9 protein-coding genes are annotated in these 13,264 nt (G+C 40.6%); 5 read left to right on the top strand and 4 right to left on the bottom strand.

The window, feature by feature from the left end; translation table 11 throughout:
* Positions 1-37: 37 nt before the first annotated feature.
* The gene (locus tag RMB06_RS12480) at positions 38-3,361 is read right to left on the bottom strand and encodes an Rne/Rng family ribonuclease (protein ID WP_311079708.1); all 3,324 of its coding nucleotides are present in this window, start codon (positions 3,359-3,361) and stop codon (positions 38-40) included.
* Between the two features lie 721 nt (positions 3,362-4,082).
* On the opposite strand from RMB06_RS12480, the gene RMB06_RS12475 reads away from it, so the two are divergent.
* From RMB06_RS12475 to RMB06_RS12460, 4 genes are all read left to right on the top strand, one after another.
* The gene (locus RMB06_RS12475) at positions 4,083-5,015 is read left to right on the top strand and encodes an RluA family pseudouridine synthase (RefSeq protein WP_069031528.1); all 933 of its coding nucleotides are present in this window, start codon (positions 4,083-4,085) and stop codon (positions 5,013-5,015) included.
* Positions 5,012-5,686 carry an HAD-IA family hydrolase gene (locus RMB06_RS12470; RefSeq protein WP_086400302.1) on the top strand — a complete coding sequence of 225 codons (675 nt, stop codon included), beginning with the start codon at positions 5,012-5,014 and terminating at the stop codon, positions 5,684-5,686. The genes RMB06_RS12475 and RMB06_RS12470 overlap by 4 nt, the downstream gene beginning before the upstream one ends.
* 74 nt (positions 5,687-5,760) lie before the next feature.
* Positions 5,761-6,456, top strand: a complete 696-nt coding sequence (locus RMB06_RS12465; protein WP_002114898.1) for a YafY family protein — start codon at positions 5,761-5,763, stop codon at positions 6,454-6,456.
* Positions 6,457-6,505: 49 nt separating this feature from the next.
* Positions 6,506-7,111, top strand: a complete 606-nt coding sequence (locus RMB06_RS12460) for a glutathione S-transferase family protein (protein ID WP_005079230.1) — start codon at positions 6,506-6,508, stop codon at positions 7,109-7,111.
* Between the two features lie 58 nt (positions 7,112-7,169).
* On the opposite strand, the gene RMB06_RS12455 is transcribed toward RMB06_RS12460, so the two are convergent.
* Complete coding sequence (locus RMB06_RS12455) at positions 7,170-7,847, bottom strand: DUF1345 domain-containing protein (RefSeq protein ID WP_005066012.1); 678 nt, start codon at positions 7,845-7,847, stop codon at positions 7,170-7,172.
* 264 nt (positions 7,848-8,111) lie between these two features.
* A complete protein-coding gene (gene hcaR, locus RMB06_RS12450; RefSeq protein ID WP_005066014.1) occupies positions 8,112-9,017 on the bottom strand; it encodes a DNA-binding transcriptional regulator HcaR in 906 nt (301 codons plus the stop codon).
* Between the two features lie 654 nt (positions 9,018-9,671).
* Here hcaR and RMB06_RS12445 point away from each other — a divergent pair.
* The gene (locus tag RMB06_RS12445; protein ID WP_005066015.1) at positions 9,672-10,724 is read left to right on the top strand and encodes an MBL fold metallo-hydrolase; all 1,053 of its coding nucleotides are present in this window, start codon (positions 9,672-9,674) and stop codon (positions 10,722-10,724) included.
* 66 nt (positions 10,725-10,790) lie between these two features.
* Here RMB06_RS12445 and katG read toward each other — a convergent pair whose 3' ends face one another.
* Positions 10,791-12,947, bottom strand: a complete 2,157-nt coding sequence (gene katG / locus RMB06_RS12440) for a catalase/peroxidase HPI (protein WP_311079707.1) — start codon at positions 12,945-12,947, stop codon at positions 10,791-10,793.
* Positions 12,948-13,264 lie beyond the last annotated feature (317 nt).

The following is a 13,264-nucleotide window of genomic DNA, read 5'->3' as shown; positions in this document are numbered from 1 at the left end:
TAGGTTTGTTTAAATTAGCTGCAATTGAGCAAATGATTTACTCCGCTACAGGATTTGCTTTCTTTGGTGGACGGCCGCGAGGGCGACGAGGACGACTTGGTTTGTCCTTGTCAGCTTTAGAATCTTCTGATTCACTCTCGGCAGAAGCTTCAGTTGGCTCTACAGCTTGTTCTGTAGCTGCTTTGGCTTTTGCAGCTGCTTTTGGCTGTTTTGCAACCGGAGCTTCTACTACAGTTGTCTCTGGTGTCTCTTCTACATTAGCTGCTACTTCAGTTTCCTGATCAAGCTCAAGCGGTTGTTGTTTTGATTCAACAGGTGCTTGTGTTTCAGTAGTAGGAGTAACAACGGCTTCTTCTACAGTCTCAGCTACAGGGGCAGCTTCTTCTGGTGCAGAATGTTGTTGTTTAACTTGCTCAAAAGCTTGTTCAGCTGCAAGTTTCGCTAAACGACGGCGTTCACGCGGATCATTAGCAACACGTGGTGTCGCTTCTTTTGGTGGCGTCAATGGAAGTACTGGCGCAGGTTCTGCTTCTTGTGAAGGCTTATTGCTTGGAAGCTCGGCATCACGAGTAACAGGCTTTTTGTCTTCAGCTTCAGCTGCGACTTCAGTCACTAGAGTACTTGCATATTGCTCTGCAAATTTCTGCAATGCACGATTGAATGTTGGAACTAAACCAAACTGTTCAATCAGTACTGTGCAGTCTTCACCGTAAACATGACGGATCAAGCTGCCAATTGTATATTGCGCCAACGTTGGAATTTGCGATGGGGCAATTGATGGTGTAACAGCTTTAGCTCGTTTTGCGTTGCGTTGTTCACGGCGACGCATACGAGGATCATTACTCGCACGTTGAATTTGCGGTTGAGTTTTCTCAGCCTTTGGTTGAGGAGCTTCTGCTTCAGCAGTTACTGTCTCTTCCACAGCAGCAACAGGTGCTGGAGCTGATTCTTGAGTAGCTTCAACAACAGGTGCTTTTTCAGTGCGTTCAACAGGTTGCTCAGGCGTTAAAGCAATAATTTCGCTTTGTGCTTGATCAACATTGATGACTAAGGCTGTATTCATGACTTCATGCTGTGGAGCATCAATCAAATCAACCTTAATTTGTTTTTCATCAACAACTGCTGGTGCTGGCGTATTTTGATTTTCATTTAATACGCTTGGATCGCGGTGGCGATTCGGGCGGTTTGGACGTTGTTGATTATTACGGTCACGACGCGGTACAGCATGTTCAGCTTGTTGCCCATCATTTTGATGTTGCGCATGCGGCTGATCTTGTTGTTGACGCTTTTGTTGACGTTTTAATTCACGTTGCTCTTGGCGTGATAACTGTACAACTTCTTCATGAACCTGTTGTTGCTGTGGTTCTTGATTGTGGTGATGTTGATGTTGTTCACGTTGCTCTTTGTGCTTACGTTTTTTGTTGTTTGGACGCTGCTGTTGTACTTTATCGTCTTTTTCAAGATTCTCACGTGCTTCCTGCTTAACAGGAGATTGAGAAATATAAGCATTGTTAGATGGAGCCGAAGTAACTTCAGCAACTGCTGGTGCTACAACTTGTCCAAACTGCCCACGGCTAACAGCGCCAGTATTCACCATTTGTTCAATTGCGGCAGCAGCATTTTGTGCTGAGCGAGATTGATCAACTGTTTGAGCTTGTTTTTGAACAAAAAGGTTTTCTAACCATGCACATGGGCTTGCTGCTTTTTGAGCGCTTGCCTGAGCAGCAGGTTGAGCCGCTTGATTTGCTTTCTTTTGGTTGGCTGCGTTATTGGCAGCAGGGGCTGCATGAGTATGGCCATGATCGGCTTCTTCTAAATGCCATTCAGAAGATTCATAACCTAACTCTTTTTCACTTGAACGAGTTGCTTCAGTACGTTCGTAGCTAGATGGTGCAAACCCATCTGGATTGTACTGAATTTCGTAGTGAGGTGTTTCTAAGTGTGGGTGAGGCAAAACAGTCACACGAACACTAGAAGTTTGTTCTAAATAAACAAGACTATGACGTTTTTCATTGAGTAAGAATGCTGCAATTTCAACAGGTACTTCTACTTGTACTTCACCATGACGTTCACGAAGCGCGATCTCTTCTACTTTACGCATAATAGAAAGCGAAAGTGAGCGTAAGTCACGAACCATGCCTGTACCATGACAGCGTGGGCACACATAACCTGTTGCTTCTTCAAGAGATGGACGTAAGCGTTGACGGCTCATTTCCATTAAGCCAAAACGAGAAAGTTGTCCAAACTGAATACGTGCGCGATCGCTTTGTGTTGCTTCACGAAGTTTTGCTTCAACCATACGTTGGTTGCGCTCTTTAGTCATATCGATGAAGTCGATTACAACTAAACCACCAATGTCACGAAGACGAAGTTGGCGAGCAATTTCTTCTGCTGCTTCTAAGTTAGTATTCAGCGCAGTTTCTTCAACGTCATGTCCACGAGTCGATTTCGCAGAGTTAATATCGATTGAAACTAAAGCTTCAGTCTGGTCAATCACAATTGAACCGCCAGAAGGAAGTTTTACTTCACGTTCATAAGCAGTTTGAATTTGGCTTTCAATACCAAAATGAGCAAATAATGGCTCATTTAAAGTATAAGTTTTAAGTTTGTCTAATTGACGAGGCATCACTGCTTTAACAAAGTTATAAGCTTCGTTATAAGCCTGTTCGCTATCAATTAAGATTTCTGCAACATCATCACGTAAATAATCGCGGATAGCACGAGTAACAACACCAGCTTCTTGATGAACTAGCATTGGAGAAGGACCAGAGCTCGCTGTACCTTGGATTTGAGTCCAAAGATCAAGCAAATGCTGTAAGTCTAACTGTAATTCTTCTTGGGTACGGCCAATACCAGCGGTACGTACAATAACGCTCATACCACGTGGTAAATTTAAAGAAGCTAGAATTTCTTTTAATTCTTCACGTACAGAACCTGAAATTTGACGACTAATACCGCCGCCTTTCGGGTTGTTTGGCATAAGAACCAAATAACGTCCTGCAAGTGAAATAAAGGTAGAAAGGGCCGCACCTTTATTTCCACGTTCTTCTTTTTCGACTTGAACAAGTAATTCAGTACCTTCAGTGATAAGTTCACGAATGTTTGAAGTTTGTCGTGGGTCTGCTTGGAAATAACTGTTAGCAATTTCGCGCATAGACAAGAAGCCTTGACGGCCTGCGCCGTATTCAACAAAAACAGCTTCTAAAGATGGTTCTACGCGGGTTACATGGCCTTTATAGATATTGGATTTTTTCTGTTCTCGGGTACGATTCTCTAAATCAAAATCGTAAAGACGATTACCAGTGATAAGTGCAACGCGGACTTCTTCTGCGTGAGTTGCATTAATCAACATACGTTTCATGGGTGTGACACCTAATAGTGACCCACACAAACATATCGCACAAACTTAAAGGTTCTGAACGAACATCGAACATGACGGATCATTTCCCAGATCTCAAAATATTTGTGGTCTGAGTCATCTGTTACCGGCTACATTTAGCCTTAGCTTCGATTCTCGTCTGTGATGTAGGCAATACTGCTTCAACCTTTAAATCGGACTTCCTTAGTGCTTCACTGGCGGGTGAGCGGTGCATTGGTTAATGACTTTCACTGTCATTGGGCGCGAAGTGACTTCTTTTTGGAAGTTTGATACGGAATGCTCATCGTATCGGTGCTTTCGGCAGTTCCAATGCATCAACGCTTTAGCCTGAAGGCAACATTAAGGAGCGATTTGTCTGATGTGTATCAGTTTACGTTCCATAACCAACTAGAGTTGGTAACATATTTTTTTGAACAAACTGAATTAAACGCAACAGTTTGTCATTTTGCCGATATAATAAGCCTTCGGCGTCGGCATAATTCTTTAGGACCAATCCGAGCTGGTGATGAAAGCATCATTTTGATTGAGGTTTCAATCAGGGAAATTCCCTATTAGATGTTCACTTACGGCGGTATCCGTGCGCTGACTATATCAAACCTTGCAGCATCTGCCTATGGGCTAAGCTTAGATTTCTTGTGAAAAAACTAAGCTAATCGGTCATTTATTAATCAAATTTAGCAAAATTTCAGGTTTAAATATTAGTATGAATTCTACACAGCAATGGCAAAGTGTCACTTGGTTTGAGGTGGATGAACATCAAGCAGGACAGCGAATTGATAATTTCCTGTTTTCGCGTTTAAAGGGTGTACCTAAGAGTCGTATTTATCGTTTGATTCGTGAAGGTCAGGTTCGAGTAAACAAAAAACGTATTAAAGCTGAGACCAAATTAGAGATTGGAGATCAGATTCGTGTTGCACCTATTCGCTATGAACAAAAGGATGAAACCGCTGCTCCTGTGAGTGATAGTGTAGCACAAAGCCTACTCAGCCGTGTGGTCTATGAAGATGAAGGCCTGTTAGTCATAAATAAACCATCAGGTATTGCTGTACATGGTGGTAGTGGTGTGGCGTATGGTTTGATTGAGGCTTTGCGCGCAGCGACAGGTAAAAAATATTTAGAACTAATCCACCGCATTGACCGTGACACTTCTGGTCTGGTCATGATTAGCAAGAAACGTAGTACTTTAAAGCTGCTACAAGATATGTTGCGTGAGCACAAAATTCGTAAGACTTATGCGGCGATTGTAAAAGGTCAGGTGAGTCTCGATAAACAACTCATTGATGCACCTTTATTTCGTTATGAGTTAGCCAATGGCGAGCGTCGTGTACGGGTGTCTAAAGAAGGTAAACCGAGTAAAACCGAATGGGTTGTTGCAGAGCGTTTTAAAAATGCCACTTTGGTTCATGCATCGCCGTTATCAGGTCGTACCCATCAAATTCGTGTACATGGTTTAAGTATTGGACATCCGTTAGTGGGTGATGATAAATATGGACACACCACTGAGTACGCAGGTCCGCAGGCACGACGTTTATGTTTACACGCGATGCGTTTAGATATTCCGGGTTATCCACCGATTGAAGCGCCGTTACCAGAAGACATGACCCAGTTATTAAAGGCTTTGAGAGTAGCAAAATGAGTCTGAAAACCGAATTAGTTATTTTTGACTGGGATGGAACTTTATATAACTCTGTTGGCCAGATTGTTGCCAGCTTACAACATGCAGCAGAGCAACATGAACTGCCTCTAAGCGATGAAGCCGCAAAAAGTATTATCGGTTTAGGCTTGCCTGAGGTGATGCAGACCTTATTTCCAGAAGCGCCAGAATTGCATGACTCGATCTTAAAGGCATATGGTGATCACTATATCGCGAACTCGACTAGTGATGCATGGTTTGAGGGTATTTCTGAACTACTCCATGATTTAAAAGCCCAAGGTTTAAAACTTGCAGTTGCGACGGGTAAAAATCGCCGTGGGTTAGACCGTGTAATCGCAAAAACACAAAGTACTCATCTTTTTGATGTGACTCGGGCAGCCAACGAAACACGTTCAAAACCAGATCCGCTCATGCTGCAAGAAATCTTAACAGCCACTGGAGTGAGTGTTGAGCAAGCAGTCATGATTGGTGACAGCAGCTATGATCTTGAGATGGCACAGCGTTTAGGGATGCCGCGTATTGGTGTTGGCTATGGCGTACATTCGGTTGACGTTCTGCAAAAGTTCCAACCTTTAACGATTGCTAAAGATGTACAAGAGCTTCACAGCTTTTTGAGAGGGTATGCTCAGTTATCTACTGTAGATGTCGCTTAAATTGAAATAGTATTAAAGAGGGAATACGTTCCCTCTTTTTTTAAGCTGAATAACAAAACAATAAGAAGAGAAAAATGAGCCGTTCAATTCGTCTATTAAATCTTTTACAACAGCTCCGTGAAGCCCGTTACCCAATCACAGCACAAGTCTTGGCTGAAAGCCTAAACATTAGTGTTCGAAGTGTCTATCGAGATATTGATAGCTTACGTGAGCAAGGTGTAAGAATTGATGCCTCAGCAGGCTTGGGTTTTCAGCTTAAAGAAGACATCTTATTACCACCGGTTACTTTTAATGAGAATGAAGCCGAAGCTCTATTTTTAGCTTTAGAGTGGTTGAAAGACGTTCCAGATCAGGCAATGAAATCGGCAGCCGTTTCAATCTATTCTAAACTTTATGCAGTTCTACCTGAGCACCGGAAATATTTGATCGATGACATGACGCTAGGCGTTACACATTACTGGCATCCGGTTGATGAAGCTTTAGTAGAACAAGTACGTTTAGCGATTCGTAAACAAGTAAAAATAAAAGTCGATTATTGCGATGAACAAAAACGGTTAAGTGAACGTTCACTTTGGCCTTTTGCTTTAGGGTATTTACATGACAAAGTTGTACTTGCTGCTTGGTGTGAATTACGGCAGGCATTTCGCCATTTTCGGATAGATCGTATCCATGACTTGCAAATGAGTGAGGAAATATATCCTGAATTTAAAAAACATCTGTTTCAAAGATGGTGGAAACAAGAAATGCAAAGGACTACTGACAAAAACTGACAAAAGTTATTTGTAAACTAGGAACTACGATAAACAAGGAGCAATAAGAATGAGCCTTAAACTTTATACTAACAAAGAGTCACGTGGTGTAGTTATTGACTGGCTTTTGGTCGAGTTAGGTGTTGAATGTGAACGAATTGAAGTCGCATATAAGACCGAGATGAAATCGCCTGAATATCTAAAACTTAATCCTTTTGGAAAAGTACCGGTATTGGTAGATGGCGATGTCGTGATTTATGAGTTGGGTGCAATCTGTGCATATCTAGCCGACAAGTTTAGTGATAAAGGTTTGGCACCAGCCTTGAATGATCCGAAACGTGGTTTGTACTATCGTTGGTTATTTGTGATGGCGGGCCCTTGGGAAGCTGCGGGTGTTGATAAAGCTTTAGGAATAGAAGTATCACCTGAGCAAAAAATGTTTGTTGGCTATGGCGATTACAACGATGCTTATCAAGCTTTAGTTCAGGGATTGAGTGAAGCGAATCCGTATGTATGTGGTGAGCAATTTACCGCAGCAGATGTAAGTGTTGGAGCAATGCTTTTATGGCAGTTAAAAATGAATGCGATTGAGTCACATCCTGCTATTACCCGTTATGTTGAAACGATCAAACAGCGTGAAGGCTTAAAACAAAGTACTATGGGGCAACTGCTGTAAACCTAATATTCTTAAAAGTCACCCAAAGGGGTGGCTTTTTTGTTTTCAAATAAAGGTTTTAATTGGTAAGAAAACCAGCAGCAACGTTAATGCAGATCGCTAAAATGGTGGTATTAAATCCAAAAGACAACACAGCGTGAAATAAGTTTAAAAGACGCATGTGCTTGGTGGTAATTGACACATCCGCAGTTTGAGCAGAAGTACCAATAATATAACTAAAATATAGAAAATCAGGATAAGTTGGCTGCTTTGTGCCAGGGAAATCTAACCCTCCATTTTCTTCATTTCTAGATAAAGCTATATAAAAATCATGAGCATAATGTAGAGCAAAAACGGTATGCATAAAAAGCCATGCAGACACAATGGTGAGTAAAGCTAAAGCCACATGGCCTAACTTTGCAGAACTGTCGGAAGGGAGCTGTGACAGTTGAATTAGAATAGCAACCAGACACATGATTAATGCCAATAAAACAATCAGCATAATGACCCATTTGCTTTCATCTTGTTTTTTAGCTTGCTGTTGCATTTGTGAATGGTCGGCACTTTTCATGAGTTGCCAAACATGGAGTAAATATATGCTAACGGAAGCATTCCAGCTGACTAATAAAATAGTTGACCACTTCCATGATGTTAACCATGTCAAAATACCGGCTGTGACAATACCTATGAATAAAGCAATAAAGAAATGTGGGCGGTTTTGTACACTACGTCCTAGATGTTGAAATACGCCAACCATTTTCCTAGTCTCCTTTATTACACGAAATATATTATTTTTTATTAAATGGTGAAAATAATATATGGTTTTATATAGATTTTATTTCAATTCTTTTCATTTATATTCATGAGATATTTAATTTTACCTATTAGGTAAAATAGGACATTACCGTGGATTAAACTGTTTATAAAAAGTATAAAATAAATAAAAGGAATATTTATTTATACTTTTTTATAAAGATGATCTTATTAATCATGCGCTTAATAATAAAATTATTCGTAATAATTAAGCGTGGTTTAAGTTTTTATCTAAATGAAATACTTTAGTGAGCTGGTCAATGAATTTTTGAACGCCTAAAGACTGTGAGTTTTTACGATAGTTTACGAATAAATCAAGTGTTGGTAAGTCGACATCAAGTGGACGAACTATCGTGTTTTTGATGCCTAAAGGCGCAACATAGGCAGGTAAAATTGTACAGCCTAATCCAGAACCAAGAGAGTTAATGTTGAACAATATGCTATCTGCTTTTTGAACAATATTCAGTTCGATGTTATGAGTTTTAGCGAAATCTAAAATGGTGTTATGTAAGGTTTGTGATTGTTCGGCTGCCGGGATAATAAAGTCAATACCTTGTAAGGCATGGACTGGGATTCGATCATATTGAGCAAGTGGATGATTTTTAGGAAGTAAGAAAATCAGGGGTTCAGTTAAAACAAATTGGCTTTGTATTTCATCACTATCTGTATTTTCACGAGTAAACGTAATGTCCAGCTCTCCTTTTTTTAAGGCTTTAAGCTGTTCAGTATTGTTTAAATTAGATAATTCAATGGTGAGGTCTGGGTGTTGTAGTCGCAGATTAGGAAGTACATAAGGGAAAATTTTCATTTCTGCGATGGGAACGAAACCGATACGTAACAATTGCTGTTTAGCCTTAGAAACTTGTCGTGCCATAGCGACCGCTTTTTCAGCCTGAGCGAGGGTGAGTCGAGCATGTTCTAAAAATACTTCGCCTTCTTCTGTTAACTCAACTTTGCGTTTTGTGCGGTTTAAAAGTCGTACACCAACGTCTTCTTCTAAATCTTTAATTTGTTGGCTAAGAGAGGGCTGTGCGGTAAAAAGTTTAAGAGCGGCTTTACTAAAATTTAATTCTTCAGCAACGGTAATGAAATATCGGAGATGGCGTAGTTCCATAAGACTAATCCAAAAAATGTCTTACTATGATTTAAGTGAAGTATAAAGCATAAATAGATATAGCGTGAAGGTGATTTAGGTATTTATAAAATAAATGGAATTTTAATTTTCATTAAAGATTTAATATGGGAATATAAGCTCAAATAATTCATAAAATATATTAATAATTAAATAATAAATACATTATTTATAATTAATCAAAGAATTTTTTAAAGGATTTAAATATTCATTTAAGAAATTCTCATATTATGCAAAAACTAGAATAATAAAATAAATTTATAACCTAGAGGTCACTAAGATCTACCCAAATCTAATTGTTACTAAATATATTGTTTTCATTGCAGAGAAGAATCTTAAGTTAAAAATTACGGGCGACAAAGATGAAATAGACAGGTTCTATGGCGGCTTTTCGTCATCTTCTAATTGTTATGTTATACAAGAAGTCTTAGTAAGAATGGTAATTACTGACGCATAAACTCAACACATCTAAGTGTTTTTTATGGCACTCTAATTTAACTTAGGTTGGCTATGACCACGATAAAATGGATATTTATATGATAAATAAGTGTAAGTGCCATAGCTTAATTTGTTTTAATCGTTAAGATAGAAACCTGATCACATCCATTCTGCTGATGCTAAAACATAGAAAAGCCCATGAAAGACAAGCCGACATTAACATATCAATTGCCGACTCAGTCCTGTTGGACGCATACATGGATAAAACCTCCTTTTTGTCATCCCGAGTCTGGGCATGAAACGGATACACGTTTTTATAATCAACAACCTAAATCACCTGCTCGTGGCTCAAAAGAGTTATTGCGTTGGTTGGTTACGCGTGAGTCTTTTACATGGAAAGTGGATATTCAAAATGAATATGAAACCCGTGTAAATACGGCTGTAGCTTTGCCGCAAAATCGACCTCAGGCAGATCTGGATGATTGGCAAGTCTGGTTTGTTGGGCATGCAACAGTATTGGTTCAGATTGGTCCTTATAACTTTATTACCGACCCAGTGTGGTGTGATTATGCAAGTCCTTCACAAGGGCGTGGCCCACGCCGTGTATGCCCGGCAGGTTTTGCACTAGAACAATTACCGACGATTCATGGAGTTTTGCTCAGCCATAATCATTATGACCATATGGACTTGGCGACACTTGAATGGCTACATAAAAAATTCGCAATGCCAATTTACACTGGACTCGGGAATGGTTTTTATCTACCTAAAGAGTTTCATGTCATTGAGATGGATTGGTGGCAAGAAATTCCTTATCACGAATTAAGAATAATCTATACACCTGCACAGCATGGTTCAGGTCGTGGTTTACGCGACCAGAATAAGGCACTTTGGGGCGGCTTTTCGGTTGTGGCTAAAACAGGTCATTGTTTCTTTGCGGGTGATACCGGTTATGCGGGTCATTTTAAGCAAATACATGCCCGTTATGGCGCACCGCGAGTTGCCTTACTTCCAATAGGTGCGTATGAGCCACGTGAACTGATGAGCTATGTTCATATGAACCCGCAAGATGCGCTACATGCGCACTTTGATTTACAGGCTCATCGTTCTATTGCGATTCATTATCGAACTTTCCAGTTGACTGATGAAGACCGAGAAGATCCAGAGCATGCTCTAGCACAGGCAATTAAAGCTTCGTCAAAGCTTGCAAATCCTTTTTATTGCATTCGGGAAGGGCATAAACTGACTGTTTAAAAGACGATGCTTGATATTAAAAAAGCCAGTTCAAATTGAACTGGCTTTTTACCATTTTGAGTTAAATTAAGCTAAGTCAAAACGGTCAAGATTCATGACTTTAGTCCATGCAGCAACAAAGTCTTGAACAAATTTTTCTTTACCGTCTGCCTGAGCATAAACTTCGGCTAATGCACGTAAGATTGAGTTTGAACCGAAGACTAAATCATTACGTGTTGCGGTAAATTTTACTGCGCCTGTTTTACGATCTTTGCCTTCAAATACTTCGCTTGTTGAGTCAACAGGTGCCCATACAGTTGACATGTCGAGTAAGTTCGTAAAGAAGTCTGTGCTTAGTACACCAACTTGCTGAGTAAATACACCGTGTTGTGAGCCATCCCAGTTGGTGCCTAGTACACGTAAGCCACCAATCAATGCAGTTAACTCTGGTGCAGTCAAATTCAGTTGTTGTGCTTTATCAATTAATAATGCCTCAGTTGTTGCGCTGACACCCTCTTTTTTCCAGTTTCTAAAACCATCGGCAAGGCCGAGGAGTAATTGGAAAGATTCGACATCAGTTTGACTTTGTAATGCATCAACACGACCAGGAGCAAATGGAACGCTAATATTGAAACCTGCCGCTTGAGCAGCTTGCTCTACACCAACGTTACCTGCAAGCACGATTAAATCAGCTAATGATAATTGAGTAGATGCTTTGAGTTCTTCAATTTTAGTTAAAGTCTCAACTGCTTTTTTATTTACGTCCCATTCACGTTGTGGTGATAAAGCAATACGTGCTCCGTTTGCACCGCCACGCTTGTCTCCACCACGGAAAGTTGATGCCGAAGCCCAACCAAGGGAAACTAGCTCACCAGCAGATAGTCCTAATGCAACAATTTTTGCTTTTGCATCATCTATGCTAGCAGCAGACGGTATAGCGCTGGCAGCAGGTAATGGGTCTTGCCAGATTAAATCTTCAGCCGGAACCTCAGGACCTAAATAACGTGCTTTTGGCCCCATATCACGGTGAGTTAATTTGAACCAAGCGCGAGCAAAAGCATTGGCAAATGCTTGTGGATCGTTAAGGAAACGACGAGAGATCTTTTCAAACTCAGGATCAAAACGTAAGGTCAAATCTGTAGTAAGCATTGTTGGCTTACGTTTAACTGATGGGTCGAATGGATCTGGAATGATAGCCTCAGCATCTGCTGCTACCCATTGAATTGCACCAGCAGGTGAACGCTCTTGTACCCACTCGTATTTGAATAGGTTTTCAAAGAAGTAGTTGCTCCATTGAGTTGGCGTTTGTGACCAAATTACTTCTAAACCTGAGGTGATTGCATCTTTACCCACACCAGTGCCAAAACTGTTTGACCAGCCAAAGCCCATTTGTTCAATTGAAGCTCCCTCAGGATCAGCCTGAACATGGTCAGCAGAGGCAGCGCCGTGAGTTTTACCTAAAGTATGGCCACCTGCGATTAAGGCAACAATTTCTTCATCATCCATTGCCATATTGCCGAAAGTCGCGCGAATAAATGGTGCAGCTGATTTAGGGTCACCGCTGGCTTGTGGGCCTTCAGGGTTTACATAAATTAGACCCATTTCGGTTGCAGCTAGATTGCTGCCTTCCAATGCTTCAGAGTTGCGATGAGCTAACCATTCTTTTTCATCGCCCCAGTTTACATCGTTGTCTGGTTCCCAAACATCTTCACGACCTGCACCAAAACCGAAGGTGCGGAAACCCGAAGATTCAAGTGCGATGTTTCCAGCAAGAATAAATAAATCTGCCCACGATATTTTTTGACCGTATTTTTGTTTAACTGGCCATAATAAGCGGCGCGCTTTATCTAAGCTTGCATTGTCAGGCCAACTATTTAATGGCGCAAAACGTTGTTGACCACGACCAGCACCACCACGACCATCGCCCATGCGATATGTACCGGCAGCATGCCACGCTAAACGAATAAATAAGCCTGTATAATTTCCCCAGTCGGCTGGCCACCAATCTTGAGAATCGGTTAATACATTTTTGATATCAGCTTTGAGGGTGTAGTAGTCGAGTTTTTTAAATTCTTGACGGTAATTAAATTCTTTACCAAGTGGGTTAGAGCGTTCTGAATGTTGGTTGAGTAGGTCGACGCGTAGTTGTTTTGGCCACCAATGTAAACTAGGCGTGCCACCACCGACCGTTACCTCTGGTTTTGATTTATGGCCTGAAAAAGGGCATTTTGATTCGTCTGACATGGTTATATTCTCTCTGGGTAATAATTATTGAGCTCTTCGTAAAAATGTTAGGGCTCATTTTCCTGGACTTCTGGTTTAAAAACTCATGTTTACTAAATAAAGAAATGGGAGAACAAATGGTGAGGGAAACCGTTTAAAAAGTCTTTTCACTGAGATGTCGGCCATTATTTTTTATTTAATAATGCATCAGATTCCTTTACTTGTTATTCCTCCAATTTACTGCATGAAGGTTAAAAAACAAGAGGAAAAATAAGATGAAACTTGTAAATAACGATGCATAGAATTACCTCTTCAATTGTTGGAACAACGTAAGATCT

Origin of the sequence: Acinetobacter sp. V104_13 (genome assembly GCF_031798995.1) — a bacterium.
Lineage (GTDB): Bacteria > Pseudomonadota > Gammaproteobacteria > Pseudomonadales > Moraxellaceae > Acinetobacter > Acinetobacter pittii.
Note: the sequence above shows the minus strand (reverse complement) of the source record. Positions and strands in the feature narration are given on the sequence as shown.

Excerpts from the sequence above, each read along its gene's own strand:
- RMB06_RS12455 (WP_005066012.1), bottom strand. The coding sequence starts at position 7,847 with ATGGTTGGCGTATTTCAACATCTAGGACGTAGTGTACAAAACCGCCCA.
- RMB06_RS12475 (WP_069031528.1), top strand. The coding sequence starts at position 4,083 with ATGAATTCTACACAGCAATGGCAAAGTGTCACTTGGTTTGAGGTGGAT.
- RMB06_RS12445 (WP_005066015.1), top strand. The coding sequence starts at position 9,672 with ATGAAAGACAAGCCGACATTAACATATCAATTGCCGACTCAGTCCTGT.
- RMB06_RS12480 (WP_311079708.1), bottom strand. The coding sequence starts at position 3,361 with ATGAAACGTATGTTGATTAATGCAACTCACGCAGAAGAAGTCCGCGTT.
- hcaR (WP_005066014.1), bottom strand. The coding sequence starts at position 9,017 with ATGGAACTACGCCATCTCCGATATTTCATTACCGTTGCTGAAGAATTA.
- RMB06_RS12470 (WP_086400302.1), top strand. The coding sequence starts at position 5,012 with ATGAGTCTGAAAACCGAATTAGTTATTTTTGACTGGGATGGAACTTTA.
- katG (WP_311079707.1), bottom strand. The coding sequence starts at position 12,947 with ATGTCAGACGAATCAAAATGCCCTTTTTCAGGCCATAAATCAAAACCA.
- RMB06_RS12460 (WP_005079230.1), top strand. The coding sequence starts at position 6,506 with ATGAGCCTTAAACTTTATACTAACAAAGAGTCACGTGGTGTAGTTATT.
- RMB06_RS12465 (WP_002114898.1), top strand. The coding sequence starts at position 5,761 with ATGAGCCGTTCAATTCGTCTATTAAATCTTTTACAACAGCTCCGTGAA.